At 70.7% G+C, this 21031-nt stretch carries 16 protein-coding genes; 4 read left to right on the top strand and 12 right to left on the bottom strand.

What is annotated here, in order from left to right; translation table 11 throughout:
• Nucleotides 1-19 precede the first annotated feature (19 nt).
• The 10 genes from AB0B40_RS17620 to AB0B40_RS17575 all read right to left on the bottom strand — a co-directional run bounded on the left by AB0B40_RS17620 (nt 20) and on the right by AB0B40_RS17575 (nt 15667).
• The gene (locus tag AB0B40_RS17620; RefSeq protein WP_345053832.1) at nt 20-2068 is read right to left on the bottom strand and encodes a phosphocholine-specific phospholipase C; all 2049 of its coding nucleotides are present in this window, start codon (nt 2066-2068) and stop codon (nt 20-22) included.
• A 154-nt stretch (nt 2069-2222) separates the two neighbouring features.
• Entirely contained in the window at nt 2223-3797 is a 1575-nt protein-coding gene (locus tag AB0B40_RS17615; protein ID WP_345053829.1) for a hypothetical protein, read from the bottom strand.
• Nucleotides 3798-3800: 3 nt separating this feature from the next.
• Nucleotides 3801-6494: a hypothetical protein gene (locus AB0B40_RS17610; protein WP_362264365.1), complete on the bottom strand. Its 2694-nt coding sequence runs from the start codon at nt 6492-6494 to the stop codon at nt 3801-3803.
• A 200-nt stretch (nt 6495-6694) separates the two neighbouring features.
• Nucleotides 6695-8872 (bottom strand): discoidin domain-containing protein, encoded by a 2178-nt coding sequence (locus tag AB0B40_RS17605; protein WP_362264363.1) that lies wholly within the window; start codon nt 8870-8872, stop codon nt 6695-6697.
• Between the two features lie 57 nt (nt 8873-8929).
• Nucleotides 8930-10537, bottom strand: coding sequence for an alpha-amylase family glycosyl hydrolase (locus tag AB0B40_RS17600; protein WP_362264361.1), 1608 nt, complete (start codon nt 10535-10537; stop codon nt 8930-8932).
• A 33-nt stretch (nt 10538-10570) separates the two neighbouring features.
• The gene (locus tag AB0B40_RS17595; protein WP_362264359.1) at nt 10571-11449 is read right to left on the bottom strand and encodes a carbohydrate ABC transporter permease; all 879 of its coding nucleotides are present in this window, start codon (nt 11447-11449) and stop codon (nt 10571-10573) included.
• The gene (locus AB0B40_RS17590; protein WP_345053815.1) at nt 11446-12399 is read right to left on the bottom strand and encodes a sugar ABC transporter permease; all 954 of its coding nucleotides are present in this window, start codon (nt 12397-12399) and stop codon (nt 11446-11448) included. The genes AB0B40_RS17595 and AB0B40_RS17590 overlap by 4 nt, the downstream gene beginning before the upstream one ends.
• A gap of 5 nt (nt 12400-12404) precedes the next feature.
• Nucleotides 12405-13757, bottom strand: a complete 1353-nt coding sequence (locus AB0B40_RS17585; RefSeq protein ID WP_345053812.1) for a sugar ABC transporter substrate-binding protein — start codon at nt 13755-13757, stop codon at nt 12405-12407.
• Between the two features lie 128 nt (nt 13758-13885).
• Nucleotides 13886-14884 (bottom strand): LacI family DNA-binding transcriptional regulator, encoded by a 999-nt coding sequence (locus AB0B40_RS17580; protein ID WP_345053810.1) that lies wholly within the window; start codon nt 14882-14884, stop codon nt 13886-13888.
• A gap of 111 nt (nt 14885-14995) precedes the next feature.
• Nucleotides 14996-15667, bottom strand: a complete 672-nt coding sequence (locus AB0B40_RS17575; protein WP_345053807.1) for a hypothetical protein — start codon at nt 15665-15667, stop codon at nt 14996-14998.
• Nucleotides 15668-15908: 241 nt separating this feature from the next.
• Between AB0B40_RS17575 and AB0B40_RS17570 the strand changes: the two genes are divergently transcribed.
• The 3 genes from AB0B40_RS17570 (at nt 15909) to AB0B40_RS17560 (ending at nt 17597) form a co-directional block, all read left to right on the top strand.
• Nucleotides 15909-16565 (top strand): helix-turn-helix transcriptional regulator, encoded by a 657-nt coding sequence (locus tag AB0B40_RS17570; protein ID WP_345053804.1) that lies wholly within the window; start codon nt 15909-15911, stop codon nt 16563-16565.
• A 14-nt stretch (nt 16566-16579) separates the two neighbouring features.
• Nucleotides 16580-17137 carry a toxin-antitoxin system, toxin component gene (locus AB0B40_RS17565; protein ID WP_345053802.1) on the top strand — a complete coding sequence of 186 codons (558 nt, stop codon included), beginning with the start codon at nt 16580-16582 and terminating at the stop codon, nt 17135-17137.
• Between the two features lie 232 nt (nt 17138-17369).
• Entirely contained in the window at nt 17370-17597 is a 228-nt protein-coding gene (locus tag AB0B40_RS17560; RefSeq protein WP_345053799.1) for a hypothetical protein, read from the top strand.
• A gap of 146 nt (nt 17598-17743) precedes the next feature.
• On the opposite strand, the gene AB0B40_RS17555 is transcribed toward AB0B40_RS17560, so the two are convergent.
• Nucleotides 17744-18445 carry a 4'-phosphopantetheinyl transferase superfamily protein gene (locus AB0B40_RS17555; protein ID WP_345053797.1) on the bottom strand — a complete coding sequence of 234 codons (702 nt, stop codon included), beginning with the start codon at nt 18443-18445 and terminating at the stop codon, nt 17744-17746.
• Nucleotides 18393-19298: a metallophosphoesterase gene (locus AB0B40_RS17550; RefSeq protein WP_345053795.1), complete on the bottom strand. Its 906-nt coding sequence runs from the start codon at nt 19296-19298 to the stop codon at nt 18393-18395. The genes AB0B40_RS17555 and AB0B40_RS17550 overlap by 53 nt, the downstream gene beginning before the upstream one ends.
• Before the next feature lie 330 nt (nt 19299-19628).
• Between AB0B40_RS17550 and AB0B40_RS17545 the strand changes: the two genes are divergently transcribed.
• Nucleotides 19629-20783, top strand: a complete 1155-nt coding sequence (locus AB0B40_RS17545; protein WP_362264355.1) for an ATP-grasp domain-containing protein — start codon at nt 19629-19631, stop codon at nt 20781-20783.
• Nucleotides 20784-21031: the final 248 nt, after the last annotated feature.

Here is a 21031-nt window from a genome sequence, read left to right as displayed (position 1 = left end):
AGCGGTGTTCATCGCCCGTTCACCCCGTGACGATCGCCGGGTCGCTGACGCCGGGCTGCCCGTTCTCCACGTGCCCGGCGAAGCCGCGCAGGAAGGCCGGATCGGCGTCGGACGTCACGGTCAGGTCGTACCAGCGCTTGCTCGCCGTGAGGGCGACGGTCCGCCGCACGGTCGCGCCCGGCCGCACGGCCACCGTGACCGGGGCGCCCCCGTAGCCGTCGGCCAGCTTCAGGTTCACCGTGCCGGAGCCCTTATTGGTGAAGGTGAGCTGGACGTCGTCGCCCGTGTGCCGGGCGGTGACCTCGGGTCCGGCGACCTTGTTGCGGCCCCTGAAGACGCGCAGGAAGCCGTTGGGCCCGTGCACGGCGAGGTCGTAGTTGCCGCCGGAGTAGGCCGAGTTCCAGGTGTCCGAGAGCGTCTTGCCGGCCGCCGTGGTGTACGTCCAGGGGCCGTCGGTACGGCTGTCGGACGTGACGAGGAAGGCCGCGCCCGCGTTCGCCCCCGAGGCGAACGTGAGGGTGAACCTGCCGGCCGCGGTGTCCGCGGAGCCGTCCACCGCCGGGGCATACTTCAGCGGGCGGGTGGGCCGGCTGCCGGACTCCTGCTTGGGCAGGGCTCCCTTGACGGGCGGCTTGGGCACGTAGTCCGGGTGGCGGTTGCGGTCCGCCGGCGCGTAACCGGCCGTCGACGGCAGCGCGACCGGGGCGGTGTCCTGCCGGGAGAAGTCGAAGGCGCTGGTCAGATCGCCGCATATGGCGCGCCGCCAGGGCGAGATGTTGGGCTCCTGGACGCCGAAGCGACGCTCGACGAAGCGGATGATCGAGGTGTGGTCGAGGGTCTCGGAGCAGACGTAGCCGCCCTTGCTCCACGGGGAGACCACCAGCATCGGCACCCGCTGGCCCAGTCCGTAGGGGCCGGCGGAGTGGCCGCTGTCGCCCTTGAACAGGTCCGGCGCGGGGTCCACGGTCGACCTGCCCTGGGCGGCGGAGGACGGCGGGTAGGGCGGGACGACGTGGTCGAAGAAGCCGTCGTTCTCGTCGTAGGTGATGAACAGGGCCGTCCTGCCCCACACCTCGGGGTTGGAGGTGAGCGCGTCCAGGACCTGGGAGACGTACCAGGCGCCGTAGTTGGCAGGCCAGTTGGGGTGCTCGGTGAATGCCTCGGGGGCGACGATCCAGGAGACCTGGGGCAGTGTGCCCGCCTGGACGTCCGCCTTCAGCCGGTCGAAGTAGCCCTCGCCCCTGCGGGCGTCGGTGCCGGTGCGCGCCTTGTCGTACAGCGCGTCGCCGGGCTTGGCGCCCCGGTACTGGTTGAAGTACAGGAGCGAGTTGTCGCCGTAGTTGCCGCGGTAGGCGTCGTCGATCCAGCCCCAGGAGCCGCTCGCGTCCAGGCCGTTGCCGATGTCCTGGTAGATCTTCCAGGAGACCCCGGCCTGCTCCAGGCGCTCGGGGTACGTCGTCCAGCCGTAGCCCTTCTCGTCGTTGCCGAGGACCGGGCCGCCCCCCTTGCCGTCGTTGCCGACGTAACCCGACCACATGTAGTAGCGGTTGGGGTCGGTCGAGCCCATGAAGGAGCAGTGGTAGGCGTCGCAGACGGTGAAGGCGTCCGCGAGGGCGTAGTGGAAGGGGATGTCGTCGCGCGTCAGGTACGCCATCGTCGTCGAGCCCTTGGCGGGCACCCACTTGTCGTACTTGCCGTTGTTGAAGGCGGTGTGGGTGTCGCTCCAGCCGTGCGGGAGGTCCTGGATGAAGGCCAGACCCAGGTCGTCGGCGTCCGGGTGGAAGGGGAGGATGTCCTTCGTGCCGTCGGACTGACTCCAGACGGACCTGCCGTTCTGCCTGACCGCACGGGGGTCACCGAAGCCCCGGACTCCTCGGAGCGAACCGAAGTAGTGATCGAAGGAACGGTTCTCCTGCATCAGGACGACGATGTGCTCGACATCGTCCACCGATCCGGTGCGATAGAGGGCGGGCAGGGCCGCCGCGCGCTGGATGCTGCCGGACAGCGCTGAGAACGCCGTCGTGGCTCCCGTGAGCTGGAGGAAGCGCCGCCGGTTGACTTCGGGCATGAGTGAGAGTCCTCTCGTCCTGACGTACGTGATGCCGTCAGTTGACGGAATCTGCGCGGAGCGAGTGTTCCAAGAGCAGCAAACGTCAGGGAAGGGTCTGGTGGCGCCCCCGTGAAACTCGGCGGTCCGTGTGGTGAGGTGTGGCGCCGGGCGCTCAGCGCGAGACCGTGGCTTGTTTCTTCTCCTCCGCCTCGGCCTGCAGGACTTCCTCGGCCGTCCTGACGAGGTGGGCCGGATTGCCGAGGAGGACACGAGTGGTGGCGTAGACGCGAGGGTCCATGGTGATGTAGCGGACCGGGCGCTCGAGGATTTTCATGCCGCCGTCCTGGAGGATGACGACCTTGTCGATCCACTGGAACCGCGGATTGGGCCAGAACTGTTCGCCGAAGACCGGCACGAGGTCGAAGGTGATGTTCGGAGTCTTCGCCACCACGAGCGTGGACGCCTGCTTGCCCTTTCCGACATCGTTGATGTTCCTGAGGACGTTCTTGGCCTTTTTGGTTCTCTCCACGCGGTACAGCTCGGCGAATTCGTCACCCCAGACGGTGTCGGCATACTTGATGCCCTTCCCCTGAGGCATCTTGGCCTCCGGATTCTTGGCCAGTTCCCGGACGAAAGCGTCGTAGTCCTGCGGATGCATCTCCGGAACCGACACCACACGCTTGCCACTCAGCTTGCTCAGCTCGTCCATCATCGCCCGTTCGTGCGGTGCGACGACGACGTTGGGCGGCCGCTTGAGAGCGCGTACGTCCGTGAAGCCCTTCCCGAGGTCCCGCTCGATGATCCTCAGCCACTGGGCCAGGCGTGAGGAGAGGTTGAGCCGCGAGACGTAGAAGTTGAAGGCCGTCTCCTCCTCCGGACCCAGCTTTCCGACCACGCGGAGCATCCGGAGGAACTTCTCGAACGAGTCCTTCGGAAACGAACGCAGAGCGACCACCATGTCGACGGTGAAGCGGTCGAGGCTCGAAGCGACGGAGCCCGGGATACGCCGCGCCGCGTTGACACGAAAACCCCGCAGAGCGATGCCCACGCGTGGAACCTGTTTGACCAGTGCGCCGAGTACGGGAGGGATGACGAGGCCCAGGAGGGCCATCAGCCGCTCCGGGTCCGACAGCTCACGGCCGCCCACCAGCTGCCGTTTCATGACGACCTCGTGTCCCAGCACGAACTCACCGACCACCGGCATCATGCTGAGCACGAATTCGGCGAAGTCGTGCAGCACCTCGTCGGGCCGGCCGATGGCCGATTCCGCCAGCGGGAGTTCGCCTTCGACGACCTTGAGCGGTTCGAACGCGGAGTACAGCCACTGCAGCCAGACCAGCGGCCAGGCGCCGCGTAGCGATCTGACCTGGCCGGCACCGGGAGGAGAGCCGTCCAGGATCTGGCGGGTCTGGTCCTCCAGGTGCCGGGTGGCGTCGGACGCGGCGTTCATCGTCGTACGGACAGCGAACTCGCGGTGACCCGGCCAGCGCACCGTGGAGTACCGGCTCTGCCACTCCACGAACAGCGCCCGGACCTCGACGGCGATCAGATGCGCCGCCTCCATGTCCTCGCGCGGCACCGTGCGCGTCTCCCGTTCGCGCAGCAGTGCCGCTCTGTTCGGGCTCCGGTCGATCTCGGCCTGTTCCGCCGCGGTGATGCCGCGAGCCAGCATCACCGCGTGCTTGTAGGCGGTGAGCACCGCGGCGACCAGGCCCCAGCGGATCTCCGCCTCGGTCGCGCCGGCCACCGGTCAGACCCCGCTGCCCAGGTCGGAGCCGATCTCGATGTCGGTACCCGACGACGGGGTGTACTCGTTCCACTCGGCGATCAGCGCGCCCCTGGTGCCGGGCTGGAGCACGGCGAACGGGGTCACCGAGCCGTCGTGGGCCCGGTCCAGCCGGCCGACCGTGATGCGGGTGGCGTCCGGGACCGCGGTGACGATCTGGCTCTCCTGCACGACCCTGCCGTCGGCGGGGTCGGTCCTGTCGGCGGAGTCGATGACGACCTGGGCGCCGACCAGGAAGTCCTTGCTGGAATCCACCTTGATGCTCACCGGGCCCGCGGTCTTGCCCAGGACGTCCCTGGAGGTCGTGTAGACGGCCTCCTCCAGTCGGACCGCGCTGCGGCCCGGGTTGGCGGGCGGGATGCCCGGATAGTTGCGGTCGTCGTACGCGGCGATCTCCCGCGCGATCGTGAGGTACTGCGAATCCGGCGTCGTCGGCGCCGACTTGAAGCCGCCCTCGGCGAACCTCACCCAGTCCTCCTCCCAGCCCTTGCGGACCGTCAGGACGACACGTGCGCTGCCGGACCGCAGGAACGCCTGCCGGCCGGCATCGGGATGCCTGAGCCGGCGGATGAAGTTCCAGCTCTGCGGCACGTCCCAGACGTACGAATACAGGAACGTGACGACGTTCTCCCACTCGATGGCCTGGTTGATGAACCGGACGACGTCCTCGTGCTCGCGCACGGTGGCCCACGCCGTGGCGTCCAGACCGAGGCCGTTCTCGTCGAAGCCGATGCCGTGCTCCAGGTCGACCCCGGCCTTGGCGAAGGCGTCGACGACCGCCGGGGGCATGAAGGCGAAGTCGGGGCCGAGCAGGAAGCGCAGCACCCCCTTCATGATCTCCTCGCCCTCCTCCCGGCGGAGGGTGAGCGTGTCGACCTGCTCGATCTGCTCCTGCAGCGCCGCGGCCTTGGTGGCGATGTCCTGCTGACGCTCGTAGTACTGGGTCTGGGCCGCGTCCCGCAGCAGGTTCCAGACGTCCGACCGCCACTTGTCCCGGACGCGGTCGCTGTGCGCCGGCCTGGTCGGGTCGGGGTCGGGCTGGGTGGGAATCGGCTCGATCTCGGAGGCGACCCTGATCGTCGTGTTGCGGTTGTTGATCATCTCGAACGAGATGTAGACCTTGCCGGTCGCGTACAGCATGAAGCCTCCGTAGGCGCCGGAGGTCAGCTCCATCGGACCGTACTCGCCCTGTGTCTGGTCCTGGATGTACAGCGGGGTGCCCAGCACCTTGAAGCTGAACAGGACGTCCTTCTTGCTCGTGGTGGCGAACCACAGGTTCAGCTTCTTGATGCGGTAGCCCTCCGGGACCTCCAGCGGGTCCGGGGTGAAGATGTGCCACCCCTCCTCCTGCTGCGGGGCGCCCACGCTGAACTGCGGGGCCGACGGCGCGGTCGGCGGGTCGGGGACCACCGCACCGTACCGTTCGGCGAGCACGCGGTGGTGCGGCTGGGCCTCGCCCGGCAGGATCGCGTCGGTGATCTCCGAGTGCGGCAGGCTGAACTGGAACGGGCCCAGCTGTCCCTTCAGGTCGGCGAGTTCCTTGTGCATCCGGCGCAGCCCGGCGCCGGGTTCCGGGATCACCAGGTCGTAGGTCAGCCGCAGCGCGTGCCGGTACAGCCGCACCCGCCACTTGCGCATCAGGCTGAAGTAGTCCACCCGCATCGCCGAGACCTGGCTGGGGTTCTTCAGCACGCGGGTCGAGGTCTCCTCGCTCCCGGTGACCGTGGTCGTGGAGATGGTGGTCTTGTGTTCCTGCTTGGCGCGCGAGGAAGCCTTCCTGGTCAGCGAGGTGGCGTGCTTGGTGCTGTCCGTCGCGGACTGCGACTTGGCGTCCTGCGAGGAGAAACCCGACTGGGCCGAGCCGTTGATCACCGGAATTCCGCCGGTGACCGTCGCCGTGACATTGAACTGGTTGGAGTGCTGCGCCTGCGACGTCGTCGACTGGGACAGCTCGGTGTTGTCGGTCACCCCGGTCTCGCTGACCGTCTCCAGGGAGTCGGTCACGATGGAGGTGAACTCCTTGCTGCGGACCGACCATTCCTTGTGGCTGACCGCCGTCTCCTCCAGCGGGGCCAGGGGAATGGTGGCGATCAGCTCGCCCCGTTCCAGTCCGGCCGGCACCATCTCCAGGCGTTCCAGGTTCAGCATGCCGAGCGGTGTCGCCCGGGTGTTGGCCGCCAGCCCCCGGACCGCCACGAGGGCGCTGCGCACGTCCTGCTGGGCCAGTCCCTCCGCGGCCGCCGGCATCGCCCCTGCGGTCGCCTCGGCCCGGTCGGCCGCCGGCCGTACGGCTCGCTGCCGCCGCACCTCGACGAGCGCGTCCCCGAACGCCTTCAGTGCCGGGACCGGAACGTCGACGAAGGCGCTCGGCGGGGGCAGCAGCGAGGGCTGGGACTGCTGTTCGTACTGGGCGAGCAGATCGATCAGTTCGTCGGAGACCTCGGTGGCGGCCTGGTCGGCGCGCCGGAGGTGGTCCCGGACGGCGTGCGCCTCGTCGGGTCGCAGTCTGAGCTGACGGACGTAGGCCGACTTGATCAGCGCCTGGCCGGTCGGCGGCACGGGAAGCCGCAGCTGCACCAGGGTCGCCTTGGGGATCTCCCGGGCGGAGCCCGTGAGGACCGGCGGCGCAGCCGCACCGGACACGTTCGACTCGCTCAACTCGGCCTCCATGCGCTGCTCGCCGCGATCACCGCCTACCGAGCGTGACGGAGCAGAGTGACAAACTCGACATGGTCGCCTGAATCTTCACAGAGGTCGCTCATCGTGGCGATCTGCTGGAAATATGTACAGAGCATTTCGGCCTACGGCTTTCGGTACCGTGCCCCGGCCCGGCCGGGCCGGGGCACGGGGAAGCCGTCTCACGGGGTCAGGTACGCCTCCACCTCGCTCAGCTGTCCGGCCGGCCAGCCCGTGTTGGCGCTGACGGTCAGGCGCAGATGACGCAGGTTGGTGCCGCCCGGCAGGGACACCGTCGCGGTGTTGCCGGTCGCCGGGTCGAAGCGGTAGCCCTGGGGGCCCACCACCGTGGAGTAGTTCGAGCCGTCGGTGCTGCCGAGCACCGTGATGGTCTCGGTCCGGGCGGCCCAGGCCGAGGACGGCGGCAGTTTCAGCACCAGGCGGCGCACGGCGTAGGAGGAGCCGAGGTCGGCCGTCCAGGACTGCGGGAAGGCGTTGTTCGACGACTCCCAGTAGGAGTTGGCGTCACCGTCGACCGCCTTGCCCGGCGTGTAGACGTCCTGGGAGCCGGTCGCGGTGGCCGGGCGGCCCTTGGCGAGGTTGCGGCCGGGGTCCGGGTCGGGGTTGCCCTGGCCGGGCTGGGGCCAGGTGGAGCAGTCCGGCCAGGTACTGGACCAGCCGGAGTTGCCGCCGCCGTCGGTGAGGGTGAAGGCGCCCGAGTTCGCCGGGTAGGGGCAGTTGTACACGCCGGACGCCCCGACCTGGGTGGCGGTGACGTTCCGGAAGGTCGCCGCGCCCTGCGCCTCGGCCTGGACCACCACCGTGCCGGTGTTCCGCACGGTCGCCCCGGTCACGTTCACGTTCCTGACGGCGTAGCCGTGACCGCCGCCGGAGACGAACTCGAAGGCGCTGTAAGGGCTGTCGGTGATCGTCGTGTTGGTGATGTCGACCGTGGCGTTGACGGCACTGTCGTAGGAGTCGACGCGCAGGGCGCCCATCGGGTGGTTCCAGTTGGGGTTGATCGCGCCGGTGCGCACCAGCGTGTTGCCGTCGACCGTGATGGTGCCCGCCAGCGGCGAGAAGGGGTCGAGGAACTTCTGGTTGGAGACGGCGATACCGCTGCCGAGGGCGTTGGTGTCGGAGACCAGGTTGTTCCGCACGGCGATGTCGGTGCCGCCGTAGATGGCGATGCCGTTGGCGAGGTTGGGCTGCGAGATGGTGTTGTTCTCGAAGCTGGAGTTCGTGTCGGGCGAGTTCAGCGACCACATGGCGAGGGAGTCGTCGCCCTGGTTGCGCAGGAAGTTGTTGCGGACGCGGACGCCCTTGGCGGTGCCGTTGAGGTTGAGGCCGTCGGCGGTGGTGTCGAGGATCCGGCTGTTCTCCACCACCAGGTTGTCGTTGTTGCCCGTGAGCCACAGGCCGACCTTCATGTGCTGGATCCACATGCCGGAGACGGAGGAGTCGGGCCCGAGGGAGCCGTTGACGAAGTTGTCCGGGTTGGAGTCGACGCGTTCGGTGACCTCGCCGATGACCGCGAAGTCCTGGATGTGGACGTTGCCGGCGGAGCCGGACTGGTCGATGAGGCGGGACGTGTGCACGACCGAGTACCAGCTGCCGGCTCCGCGCAGGGTCACGTTCTGCACGCCGCTCAGGGAGGAGGTGATCCGGTAGTCGCCCGGCGGGATCCAGACCGTGCCGCCCTGGGCCGCGGCGATCGCGTCCCGGAAGGCCTGGGTGGAGTCGCCGCCGCCGCTGGGGTCGGCGCCCCTGGAGACGACGGACACCGAACCGGCGGGCTGGGCCGCGGCCCCCGCGACCTGCTCGAAGTCCGCGACGTCGACCGTGACCTGGGTGCCCGTCGACTCGAAGGCCACCTTGTCGCCCGCCTGGACGTTCTGACCGAGCAGCAGCCGGGCGTTGTCGAAGAAGTGGTGCGTCTTGGCGCCGGCGATCCAGCCGGTGTCGATGTAGGAGTACTTGGAGGTCACCGGGAGGGTCCTGGCGATCCTCGTGCCGTTGACGTACACGTTGAGCGAACCGGACTGGCCGTCCGGGACGCTGTAGGAGACGTTCACGGCGTTGGACGCACGCGGCACGGTGAACTCCACCCGCTGCCCGGACGTCAGCCGGACGGCCTGCCGGCCGGACGCCTCCGAGGCGAGGGTGCCCTGCGTGTAGTCCGGGCCGATCCGCGTCCCGGTGCTCGCCGCCGACTCGGCCTCCACGGAGGTGAAGGGGAGCGTGGCACCCGCCGCCGCGTGGGCGGCCGGGGCGAGGGTGACGAGCATGCCGGCGGCGAGGGCGACGACCGCCCCGATGGCCGGCATGCGCCTGACAGGTCTGGCGGTGCTGCTGTGCATGTGCTGATCCCTTCGTGGTGGGGGTGCGTGGGACAGCAAGGTGCGTACGGGCGCGGCTCAGGCGCGCAGCCAGGCCGCCGTGTCCCGCGGCAGCCGGCCCGCCTCGTCCAGAGGGCCGCTGCCGATCAGGAACCGGGAGTGTGCGGGCAGGTCGGCGGGGGTGGCTGAGAGGTTGACCACGCACAGGGCTCCGCCCGCGCGGGAGAAGGCGAGCACGCCGTCGGGGGCGGGCAGCCAGGTCAGCGGGCCGTCGCCGAACCCGGGGCGCAGGGCGATGGCCTCGCGGTAGAGGGTGAGCATGGAGTGGGGGTCCTGCCGCTGCCGGTCGACGGCGTACGCGGGCCAGCCGGCCGGCTGTGGCAGCCAGGGTTCCTCCCGGGCGCCGAATCCCGCGTGGGGCAGCCCGGCGGCCCACGGCAGCGGCACCCGGCAGCCGTCGCGGCCGGGGTCGGCTCCCTGCGAGCGGAAGTACATCGGGTCCTGGATGCGGTCGACCGGGATGTCGGCCTCCGGCAGCCCCAGTTCCTCCCCCTGGTAGAGGTACACCGCGCCGGGCAGCGCCAGTGACAGCAGGGCGGCGGCCCTGGCCCTGCGGGTGCCGAGCGCCAGGTCGGTCGGGGTGCCGAAGGCCTTGGTGGCGAAGTCGAAGGCGGTGTCCTCGCGGCCGTACCGGGTGACCGTGCGGGTGACGTCGTGGTTGCACAGCACCCAGGTGGCCGGGGCGCCGACGGGGGCGTGCTCGGCGAGGGTGGTGTCGATCGAGGCGCGCAGCCGGCCGGCGTCCCAGGGGCAGGTCAGGAAGGAGAAGTTGAAGGCGGTGTGGAGTTCGTCGGGGCGCAGGTAGCGGGCGAAGCGCTCGGCGTCGGGGAGCCAGACCTCGCCGACGAAGACACCGCCGTACTCGTCGGCGACGCGCCGCCAGGCGCGGTAGATGTCGTGCAGTTCGTCGCGGTCGACGAACGGGTGGGGCTCGGGGTGCGCGGCGAGGTCGGTCAGGGCGGAGTCCTTGGCGAGCAGGGCCGCCGAGTCGATGCGGACGCCCGCGACGCCCCGCTCGAACCAGAAGCGCAGGATGTCCTCGTGCTCCTGGCGGACGGCCGGATGGGCCCAGTTGAGGTCGGGCTGTTCCGGGGTGAACAGGTGCAGGTACCAGTCGCCGTCGGGCAGGCGGGTCCACACCGGTTCGGTGGAGCCGACGAACTGCGAGGGCCAGTCGTTCGGCGGGAGTCCGCCGTCCGGGCCGCGTCCGGGCCGGAAGTGGAACAGCTCGCGCTCGGGGCTGCCGGGACCGGCGGCGAGCGCGGCCCGGAACCAGGAGTGCTGGTCGGAGACGTGGTTGGGCACGATGTCGACGATGGTGCGGATGCCCAGCTCCCGTGCCTCGGCGATGAGTTTCTCCGCCTCCGCGAGGGTGCCGAAGGCGGGGTCGATGGCCCGGTAGTCGGCGACGTCGTAGCCGCCGTCCTTCAGCGGTGAGAGGTACCACGGGGTGAACCACAGGGCGTCCACGCCGAGTTCGGCCAGGTACGGCAGCTTGGCGCGGACGCCCGCGAGGTCGCCGGTGCCGTCGCCGTCGCCGTCCGCGAAACTGCGGACGTACACCTGGTAGATGACGGCGGAGCGCCACCAGTCGGCGTCCTTCTGGGCAGGGGTGGGCTGTCCCACGGAGCTTGCCTTTCTCTAGGCGGGGCGTCGGCGTCAGCCCTTGGTGCTGCCCGCGGTGATCCCGGCGATGATGTGCCGCTGGAAGACGAGGAACAGCGCCACCATCGGGATGCTGGCGATCACCATCGCGGCGATGAGCACGGTGAGCTGGATGTTCTGCGAGAGCTGGACCAGGGCCACGCTGATCGGCTGTTTCCCGGTGTCGGAGAAGACCATCAGCGGCCACAGGAAGTCCTGCCAGACCGCGACCAGCGCGAAGATCGACACCACCCCGAGCACCGGCCGGGACATGGGCAGGACGACGGACCACAGGATCCGCAGCTTGCCGGCGCCGTCGATCTCGGCGGCCTCCAGCACATCGCGCGGCAACTGGTCGAAGAACCTTTTGAGCAGGTAGAGGTTGAAGGCGTTGGCGACCGCCGGCAGCCAGATGGCGAGGGGGTCGTTGAGCAGGCTGGTGTGGATCAGCGGCAGATCGGCGACGGTCAGGTACTTGGGCACGACCAGTGCCTGGGCCGGGACCATGAGGGTGGCGAGGATGCCGCCGAGGATCACCTTGCCGAAGGCGGGCTTCAGCCGGGACAGGGCGTAGGCCGCCGCCGTGCAGAAGACCAGCTGGAAGGCCCAGGCGCCGGCCGCCTGGACGACCGTGTTCACCAGGTGCTGCGGGAGCTGCATCAGGTCCCAGGCATCGGTGTAGCCGTCGGGGCGCCAGTGCTCCGGGACGAGCGTCGGCGGGGTCCGGGCCACCTCGTCGGGGGACTTCAGCGCGCCGGTCACCATCCAGTACACGGGGAAGAGGAAGGCGAGCGTGAAGAGGACGACGACGGCCGTGAACACCGTCCAGTAGACGGCCTTGCCGCGCGGGCGGGCGAGGGCGGCCGGGGAGACCAGGGTGCGGGTGCTGCTCATGCGTCCCCCTCGGAGCGGGTCAGCCGCAGGTAGACCGCGGAGAAGGCGCCGAGCAGGAGCAGGAGCATCACGCTGAGGGCGCAGGCGCCGCCGAAGTCGTTGTAGAGGAAGGCGTACTTGTAGATGAGGTAGAGGACGGTGACGGTGGCGTTCTCCGGGCCGCCGCCGGTGATGACGAACGGTTCGGTGAACACCTGCATGGTGGCGATGATCTGCAGGAGCATCAGCATCAGGATCACGAACCGGGTCTGCGGGACCGTGACGTGCCGGACGCGCTGGAGCAGGTTCGCGCCGTCCAGTTCGGCCGCCTCGTACAGCTCTCCGGGGATGGACTGGAGCGCGGCGAGGTAGATGAGGACGGTGCCGCCCATGTTGGCCCAGGTGGCGACGATGACCAGGGAGACCAGGGCGGTGTCGGTGCCGTTGGACCAGTTGGACGTGGGCAGGTGCAGGAAGCGCAGCGCCTCGTTGGCGAGGCCGGCCCCCGGGTCGTAGAACCACTTCCACAGCAGGGCGCTGACCACCGGCGGGATCATCACCGGCAGGTAGACCACCACCCGGAAGAACGCCTTGGCGTGCCGCAGCTCGTTGAGGACGAGGGCGAGCACGAAGGGGACCGCGAAGCCGATGAGCAGGGCGAGCAGGGTGAAGGTGAGGGTGTTGCGCCAGGCGGCGGTGAACTCGGGGTCGTGCCAGACCCGGGTGAAGTTGGCGGTGCCGACCCACTCCGGGTCCGAGCCGGGCGTGTACTTCTGGAAGGCGATGACGACCGCGCGGATCGCCGGGTACCAGGAGAACAGGGCGAAGCAGAGCAGGCCGCCGAGGAGGAAGCCGTAGGCGCGGGCCTGGTCGGCCAGCCGGCGCCGTCTGGAGTCGCCTGCCGGGGGCGCGGCCGGGACCGGATGGGCGGCGGCCTCGGTCACGGGCCGCCGCTCGGCCGTCTTCGTCATCGTGGTCAGCTCCGGGCCAGAATGCTGTCGATCTTTCCGGACGCGTCCTTCAGCAGCTGGTCGATGTCGGCGTCCTTCTTGGTGAGGACGGCGGAGACGGCGCTGTCGAGGACGGAGTAGATCTGCTGCGCGTCCGGCGGCTCGATCTTCATCCGCAGCTGCTGGTTGCCGTCCAGGAACGCCTGGTAGTTCTCCACCGGGACGTTGGCGTTTGCCTTCTTGACCTGCTGGTCCTTGGCGTCGGCGGCGCCGGTGAACAGGCGCGGCTCGGGCAGGCCGACGGGGGCGTCGTTCTTCTTGGCGCGCGCGTAGTCGCCGAGGAAGCCCTTGCCGGGGGTGAGGAACATGTGGTCGAGCCACTTCAGGCCGGCGCGGATCTGGGCGGGCGTGTCGTGCTTGTTGAACATGTAACCGTCGCCGCCGATGAGGGTGCCCTCGCCGCCCGGCATGGGGGCCAGGGCGAGGTCCTTGTAGTTGCCGCCCTTCTCCTTGACCAGGATCGGGATGTTGTCGGGGGCGCTGAGGTACATGCCGAGCTTGCCCGAACCCATCAGCTGCTGCACGTCGTTGATGACGAGGAGCTGCTTGCTGCCCATCGCGTCGTCGGTCCACCGCATGTCGTGCAGGTTCTGCAGGACGGCGTGGCCCTCGGGGGTGTCGATGGTGGCCTTCTTGCCGTCCGCGCTGACGACGTCGCCGCCCTGCGAGTACAGCTCGGCGGTGAAGTGCCAGCCGCCCTGGTTCTGCGCGCTGTAGTCGGCGTAGCCGACCGTGCCGTCGCCGAGGGCGGCGATCTTCTTGGCGGCCGCGCGGACCTCCTCCCAGGTCGCCGGGGGCTTGTCGGGGTCCAGGCCGGCCTTCTGGAAGAGGCTGCGGTTGTAGATCAGCCCCATGGAGTAGCCGGTGCGCGGGATGCCGTAGACCTTGCCGTCCACGGTGTAGATGTCCCGCAGCTGCTTCTGGAGGGTGTCGTAGCTCTTCAGTTCCTTGAGGTACGGCGTCAGGTCGGCGGCCTGGTTGACGTCGACGACGTGCTTCGCGTCCGTGAAGTACGTGTAGAACACGTCCTCCATCTGGCCGCCGGCGAGCTTGGCGTCGAAGGTCTTCGGGTCCTGGCAGGGGAAAGCGTCGTGCGCGACGACGTCGATGTCCGGGTTCTGCTGCTCGAAGGAGGCGATGTCCTCCTCGAAGAACCTGCGGTCGACCTTGGCGCTCTTGGGCGGCTCGCAGTTGACGGTGATACGCGTCTTGCCGCTCGCCGACCCGTCGTCACCGGACCCGCAGGCGGTGACGGCGAGGGCGAGGGAGGAACAGACGCCTATCGCGACGGCGGTACGGCGGTACCCGGTGTGTCTCATCGGTGGACCCCTCATGGCACTCATGGCAGGAGCGGTGGGCGTCGCACACTCAAGCACCGCCGACATCGGACCGCAAGATGTCGCGCAGAATCTGTAATTATTTGACAGGTAGCTGTATCCGATGCGGTTCAGTCGCGCGGGGCTTGCGCGGTGGAGCCCCGCACCACCAGCTCCGGCTCGAACAACAGCTCCTCGGCGGGTACGGCGGTGCCGCCGATCTGCGCGTTCAGCAGCTCCACGGCAGCGCGTCCCATGGCCTCGATGGGCTGGCGGACGGTGGTGAGCGGGGGTTCGGTGCAGTTCATGAACGCCGAGTCGTCGTAGCCGACGACGGAGATCCGGCCCGGGACGTCGTACCCCTTGCGGCGGGCCGCCCGGATCGCGCCCAGCGCCAGTGGGTCGGAGGCGCAGATGATGCCCGTGACACCCCGGTCGATGAGCCGGGAGGCGGCGGCGTGACCGCCCTCGATGGAGAACATGGCCCGGGCGACGAACTCCTCCGGCAGGTCGTCGGCGACGGCCCGGGCGGCCACCAGTTTGCGGGCCGAGGGCACATGGTCGCCGGGGCCGAGGACCAGGCCGATGCGCTCGTGGCCGAGGGAGGCCAGGTGCCGCCAGGCCTGCTCGACGGCGACGGCGTCGTCGCAGGACACGCCCGGGAAGCCCAGGTGTTCGATGGCCGCGTTGACCAGCACGACCGGGATGTTGCGCTCGGCGAGCTGCCGGTAGTGGTCGTGCGGCGCGTCGGTCTGGGCGTACAGGCCGCCGGCGAAGACGACACCGGAGACCTGCTGATGGAGCAGCAGCTCGACGTAGTCCGCCTCCGACACCCCGCCCTTGGTCTGCGTGCACAGCACCGGGGTCAGTCCCAGCTGGGCCAGGGCACCGCCGATGACCTCGGCGAACGCGGGGAAGATGGGGTTCTGCAGCTCGGGCAGGACGAGGCCGACGAGCCGGGCGCGTTCGCCGCGCAGCTGGGTGGGGCGCTCGTAGCCGAGGACGTCGAGGGCGGTCAGGACCGCCTGCCGGGTGGCGTCGGAGACACCCGGCTTGCCGTTGAGCACCCGGCTGACCGTGGCCTCACTGACCCCGACCTTCTTCGCCACTTCCGCAAGTCGTCGCGTCATGGCCGCAAGCGTAGCGCAATCAACGCAAGCCACTTGCATAAGCGGACACGGGGTCCGGCGGGAGGGGGGCGGCCCGGCGCCGTCGGCGACCTGAACGCCGACGGTGCCGGGTCAGCTCTCGGCCGCCGGGACGACCGTGAGGTGGGAGCTTGCGCCCCGCGAGCGGCGCGGCCGGCGCACCGCCGCGGCGGGCCGACGGGGATCACGCAGCACCATCGTCAGGTGCCGGTAGCCCAGCTCCCGCAGCGGCTGCGGTGAGTCCTCGACGATGCGGCACTCGACGCGCCCGCGGCGCGGATCCGGGTGGTGCAGGAGGCGTACGGCACCGTCGAGGCGGGTCGCGGCCTCGCCCACGGCCCGGATCCAGTGCGGCAGGCCCTGCCGGTAGGCGGCCTCCATGAGGGGGTCCTGGGCGATGTCCCGGCGGATCGCCTGGAGTTCCTGGTCGTGCGCGCAGGCCTCCAGCGCGGACCGGAGCTGGGCCAGCATCGGCAGGCACCAGCCGGGCTCGTGGTCGCCGAGGACCTCCCCCGCGCCGGGGTGGAAGAGCACGAACCGCAGGAAGTTCTCCCCCGGCATGGCCGTCGGATGGGGGCGCACGCCGCAGAACAGCGCCTCGAACGCGCGGTTCGCCATGACCACGTTCCACTGGCGGTCCACGACCAGGGACGGGCAGGACAGGTACTCCAGCAGCGCCCCGTAGTCCTGGAGGTACGCCTGGGTGTCGCAAGTGTCGGGGACGGGCCGCGGTGCCGGCCGCTGCCCTCCTGCCTGATATGCCATCGGGAGGTCACCCCTCTTGCCTCTGCGGCCTTTCACGCGGCGATGCGATCCTGTCGCCCAGGCAAGAGTCGTGTCAACTATCGTGGCATTTCATGCCGGTTGACGGCTGAAATTCGCCACAGTTGTGGCGACACCTGGATGTGGGTTCGAGACACCGGCTACTCTCCGGGAAGTTCACGGCGATCGCTCGTGAGAAGCACGGACACATCTGAAGCCCTCTCTAGACGTAGGAGTTCTGTCGGTGACGGATGGCTACGAGGATCCGGGCGCCTCGGCGACCGCCCAGCTGCCGGCCGTCGTCGCCCGCGTCACCGCGCTCGCCGACCGCCTCGGCGTCCCGCATGCCGAGGTCTTCGACGTCGGGCGGCTCTCCACCGCCTGCGGTGTGCCCGAGCCGGTGGTCCGGGCCCTGCTCAGCGGCCGGCCGGCGGGCGAGCCGGATGTCCAGGCCCGCTTCCTGCAACGCCTGGACCTGCTGCGCCGCACCCGGCTGAAGCCGGGCGGCCGCCGTTACACCCAGCAGGAGATCGCCGACGGCGCGGGCATGTCCCGGCAGCAGGCCGGCGCCCTCATCAACGGCGACCGGCGGCCCACCATGGAGCACTGCGACGCCCTGCAGCGCTTCTTCCGGGTGCACGCCGGCTTCCTCACCGCGGAGGACCCCGAGGCGCTGGCGGGTGCGCTGCAGCGCACCGAGCAGGAGCTGCTGCAGAAGCTCGCGGACCGGGAGCGGGCCGCCGTGGAGAGCGCGGACGATCCGCTGGAGCGGCTGCTGCAGGACCACGGCGTGCGCGGAATAGCCTGGCGAGCCGCCCAGTTGCCCACCGACCAGCACCGGGACAAGGTCGCGGAGTGGCTGGACATGCTCCTGGAGAGCGTCAAGCGGCCCGAGTCGTGAGCCTGGGGAGGGCCGTGGGCACCGGCAGGGACATGCGCCGGCTGTGCAACGAGCTGCTGGGCGCGCTGACCCTCCCCGTGCCCGCGCCGCCGGACGAGCTGTACCGGGCACTGTGCGCGGCGATGAGCCGCCGCCGCGGCCGTCCGGTGCACTTCCGTACGGCCGCCTTCCCGTCCGGCACGGCCAGCGGCCTCTGGCTGGATCTCGTCGACCGGGACGTCGTCGTGGTGGAGGAAGGCACCACCCCCGACCACCAGTTGGTGATCCTCGGCCACGAACTGTGGCACGTGCGGGCCGGGCACCGCGGGCTCCCCGTGGACGGAGTCGGCGCCGCCACCCGGCTGCTGCCGGGGGTCATCGACCAGGCTGCGCTGCGGGCGACGGTGCGGCGGGTCGCGGCCCGTGCCCACTTCGATCCCGCCGAGGAACGCGACGCCGAGGCGTTCGGACTGCTCCTGGCGAGCAAGTGCCGGACGTGGCTGGCCTGTTCCTCGCGAAGGGCGCCGGTGCGGCGGGAGGGCGTGGCCGGCCGTATCGGGGCGTCCCTGGGCTACCCGGGCCCGCAGGGCTGAACCGGCCCGCCGTCCGCCCGCACCGTCCCGGCAGCGGGCCCTGTTCCGCGCACCGGACGGTCCGTACCAGGGGATCCGGGTACGCCGGTGTCTCGGCCAAGCGGGCGAACCGGCACCGAGCCGGACGGCGTTGTCAGTGGTGGACGGCAAGCTGGGGGGTGTGCGCCGTACGACGCGGTGCACGGCGCCGCAGGGCGCGTGACCGTGACGCCTACCCGGGGAGAGCCGACCGATGCCCACCGCCGTACTGACCGACCGTGAGCGCACCGCCGTACAGGCATACCTGCGGCTGCTGCACACGGTGCGCGCCGCCTTCGACGGGCCACCGGACGAGGGCCGGCCCGCCGTCGTCCCGCCCACCGTGCTCGCCGAGGCGGAACAGGCACTGGCCCGGGCGGGACTCGCGGGCAACGAGGAGGAGTTCTTCCGGCTGCTGCACCACTGGTGCCCGCCCGCCTGAACGGCCCGGCCGGGTCCACACCGCCGCCGTCATCGGCACGGCGGCGGGGCGGCGGGCCGACCGGGACGCGGCGCCATGGCCGGCGGTGGTCAAGGACTCGGCGCCACGACGAGCGGCCGTCAGGGGGGCAACGTGGGGATGGGCCGTCAAGGGAACGGTGTGGTGGCGGGGGTGTGCGGTATGACGACGGACGTTGCCACCACTTGGTCGCTCACGGACCACCGGCCCTCGAAGACCTGGAGCCGGTGGTCCCCTACCAGGGGGCCGGGCACGAGGAGTCCGGCGCGCAGGGTGCCGCGCGACGCGTCGCCGGAGTCCGGGTGCAGGGTGATGTCGGCCTCGGAGAAGTCCAGCCACTTGCGGGTGAGCGGGAACCACGCCTTGTACACGGACTCCTTGGCGCTGAACAGCAGCCGGTCCCAGTGCACGGTGGGCCACCGCGCGGCCAGCCGGTCCAGGCGCGCGGACTCGGCGGGCAGGAAGACGGACTGGCCGACGCCCTCCGGAAGCGGTCCGTGCGGCTCGGCGTCGATACCGAGGGAGACGAGGTCGGTGGCGCGGACCAGCGCGGCGGCGCAGTAGCCCGCGCAGTGCGTCATGCTGCCGACCAGCCCGGCCGGCCACTGCGGGGCGCCCCGCTCACCGCTGATCACGGCCTGCGGGGGCACACCGAGCTTCTCCATGGCGCGCCGGGCACACCCGCGGACGGCGGCGAACTCGCGGCGCCGCTTGGGCACCGCGCGCGCGACCAGCGCTTCCTCCGCCGGAAAGAGCGGGGCGTCCCACAGCGGGTCGTCAGTGTGCGCCTCCACGGCCGCGACCGACTCCGGGAGCAGCTCCTCGATCACCTGCGTCGACCTCCATCGGCAGGATGCGGCGCAGCCTTCCCGGGGCATCCGGACGCTTGCGCCACTCGCGCGGGTATCCCACGGAGACCTCCATGAAGCGGACTCCGTCGTGCCAGGTGGTACGGGGGATGTGCAGATGGCCGTAGACCATCGTGGCGACCCGGAACCGGCGGTGCCAGTCGGCGGTCAGCCCGGTGCCGCACCACATGGCGAACTCAGGGTGCCACAGGATCTCGGTGGGGTGCCGGTCCAGCGGATAGTGACCGGCCAGCACGGTCGGGAGGTCCTCGGGCAGCTCGGCGAGCCTGCGCTCGGTCTCGGCGACCCGTGCCCGGCACCACGCCTCACGGGTCGGATAGGGGTCGGGGTGCAGCAGGAACTCGTCGTTGCAGACGATGCCCGTGCTCTCCGCGTACGCCAGGCCCTCCACCTTGGTGGCGCAGCCGGGCGGCAGGAACGAGTAGTCGTACAGCAGGAAGAGGGGGGCGACGACGGCCGGGCCGCCGGCTCCCTCCCACACCGGGTAGGGGTCCTCGGGGGTGACGACGCCCAGCTCCCGGCACACCTCGACCAGGTGCTCGTAGCGGGCGGCACCGCGCAGGGTGACCGGATCGCTCGGATGCGTCCACAGCTCGTGGTTGCCGGGTGCCCACAGCACCTTGCGGAAGCGGCTCGCGAGCGTGCCGAGCGCCCAGCGGATGTCGGCGACGGTCTCCGCGACGTCCCCGGCCACGATCAGCCAGTCGTCGTCGCTCTCCGGGCGCATGCCCTCGACCAGGGCGCGATTCTCCGGGTAGCTGATGTGCAGGTCGCTGATGGCCAGCAGCTGTCCGGCCCCGGCCGTCGACTCCACCGCGCGCACCCCTTCCGATCATCCGATGCCACCACAAGAACACATCCACCCGGCCCGGGACAAGAGCCACCTGGCCGAGTGTCAGTGTCCGGTGGAGGCGGGTTCTCAGGCCGCCCCGCGCAGCGCCGCGTACCCGGCCTCCACGGGCGCACGGTGTACGGGAATCCGTAACACCCGCGTTGCACGGAGCGGGTCCCGATAGCCGTATGATCGCCCCGACACCGGCGCCCCGACTCCCCTTTTCCCAGGGCCGTTTGGTGACCCTTCCTCCCTCCTGCCCGGGCACGGGCCGCTCCGCCCTGCCCGCATACGCCCGAAAGGCGGCCCTGCATGCCCTCTCGCGTACGCGTCTGGCTCAACCGCACGTACGCGGAGAACGTGTTCTTCATGGATCAGCTGCGGAGAAATCCCAGCGACCGCGCCGTGCACATCCATGCCACGCACGGCGACCCCGACTCCCCCGTGCTGGCCGCCGCCGACACCGCCGAGCTGGAACCGGAGGGCCTGTCCCCTGCGGCGTACGCCGAGTACGCCCTCGACCAGTGCGTCCGGCGCGGCATCGACGTGTTCGTACCCCGGCTGCACCAGGCCGCGGTCGTGGCCCACCGCGCCGAGTTCGCGGCGGCGGGTACGGCGCTGCTGGCGCCGACGCCCGAGGCGGTCGCCGTCTTCGAGGACAAGGCGACCGCGTACGAGGCGGTGCGTTCGGTGGGCGTTCCGGTGCCGCCGTGGCGGCGGGTCCGGACGGCGGACGAACTGGTGGAAGCCGTCGAGGAGTTGGAGGCCGCCGGGCACCGGGCCTGCTTCAAGCCGGCCGCAGGCGCGGGCGGGGTGGGCTTCCGGGTGATCACCCGGGCCCCCTTCTCGCTCACGCAGCTGACCGGCTTCCCGGGCCCGCACGTTCAGCTGGACCTGGTCGTCGAGGCGCTGCGGCGGACCGAGGAGCCCGTGGACTGGCTGGTGATGCCGCGCCTGGAGCAGCCCGAGGTGTCCGTGGACTGCCTGACCGGCCCGGACAACCGGGTACGGCTCGCGGTGGGCCGCACCAAGAACGGCCGTCGCCGGGGCTTCACCCTGGACGAGCGGTGGCTGGCGCCGGCCCGGCTGATCGCGGGGGGCTTCGGGCTGCACCACCTGTCCAACATCCAGTTCCGGATGCTCGGCGACCGTCCGGTGCTGCTGGACGTCAACACCAGGCCCGCCGGGGGTCTGCACCAGCTGTCGCTCTGTGGGGTGAACGCGCCCTGGGCTGCCGTGCGGCTGGCGCTGGGCGAGGACACGGGAGTGATCGAGCCGCCGTTCCTGGGCCAGGACTACACGGTGGTGTCGGGGCCGCGCCCGCTGGTGCCCGCGGTGCTTCCCCGGCAGCGGGTGGAGGCGGCCGGGGTCCTGCTGCCGGCGGTGCCCGCACCGGCGCAGGCGGCCTCCACGGCCGGGCTGCTGCCGCTCCAGCCCGCCTCCGGGAGCGGATCCCACCACCGCTGAGGTAACTCCCCCTCCAGCCCGCCTCCGGGAGCGGCCACACCCGCGGTCCGGACGCGGATCCGCGACCGGGCTCCCGCCACAGCGCGGGCCTCGCCTTCCGGGCGGTCGACCGCTACCAGCCGTGTGCGGGCGGCGGCGCGGTGGTGAGCAGCCGCTCCGGGACCAGCCAGAGCGATCGGCGGTTCAGCCCGGTCACGGCCGACTCCTCCGGCTGACCACCGACCCGACACGGCCGGGGGCCGCTACGC

This window comes from Streptomyces sp. NPDC042638 (assembly GCF_040647235.1).
GTDB classification, from domain to species: Bacteria; Actinomycetota; Actinomycetes; order Streptomycetales; family Streptomycetaceae; genus Streptomyces; species Streptomyces rameus.
Note: the sequence above shows the minus strand (reverse complement) of the source record. Positions and strands in the feature narration are given on the sequence as shown.

What these genes read in the sequence shown, in the direction of transcription:
- AB0B40_RS17620 (WP_345053832.1), bottom strand. Translation starts at nt 2,068, where the DNA reads ATGCCCGAAGTCAACCGGCGGCGCTTCCTCCAGCTCACGGGAGCCACG.
- AB0B40_RS17605 (WP_362264363.1), bottom strand. Translation starts at nt 8,872, where the DNA reads ATGCACAGCAGCACCGCCAGACCTGTCAGGCGCATGCCGGCCATCGGG.
- AB0B40_RS17595 (WP_362264359.1), bottom strand. Translation starts at nt 11,449, where the DNA reads ATGAGCAGCACCCGCACCCTGGTCTCCCCGGCCGCCCTCGCCCGCCCG.
- AB0B40_RS17590 (WP_345053815.1), bottom strand. Translation starts at nt 12,399, where the DNA reads ATGACGAAGACGGCCGAGCGGCGGCCCGTGACCGAGGCCGCCGCCCAT.
- AB0B40_RS17585 (WP_345053812.1), bottom strand. Translation starts at nt 13,757, where the DNA reads ATGAGACACACCGGGTACCGCCGTACCGCCGTCGCGATAGGCGTCTGT.
- AB0B40_RS17580 (WP_345053810.1), bottom strand. Translation starts at nt 14,884, where the DNA reads ATGACGCGACGACTTGCGGAAGTGGCGAAGAAGGTCGGGGTCAGTGAG.
- AB0B40_RS17575 (WP_345053807.1), bottom strand. Translation starts at nt 15,667, where the DNA reads ATGGCATATCAGGCAGGAGGGCAGCGGCCGGCACCGCGGCCCGTCCCC.
- AB0B40_RS17560 (WP_345053799.1), top strand. Translation starts at nt 17,370, where the DNA reads ATGCCCACCGCCGTACTGACCGACCGTGAGCGCACCGCCGTACAGGCA.
- AB0B40_RS17545 (WP_362264355.1), top strand. Translation starts at nt 19,629, where the DNA reads ATGCCCTCTCGCGTACGCGTCTGGCTCAACCGCACGTACGCGGAGAAC.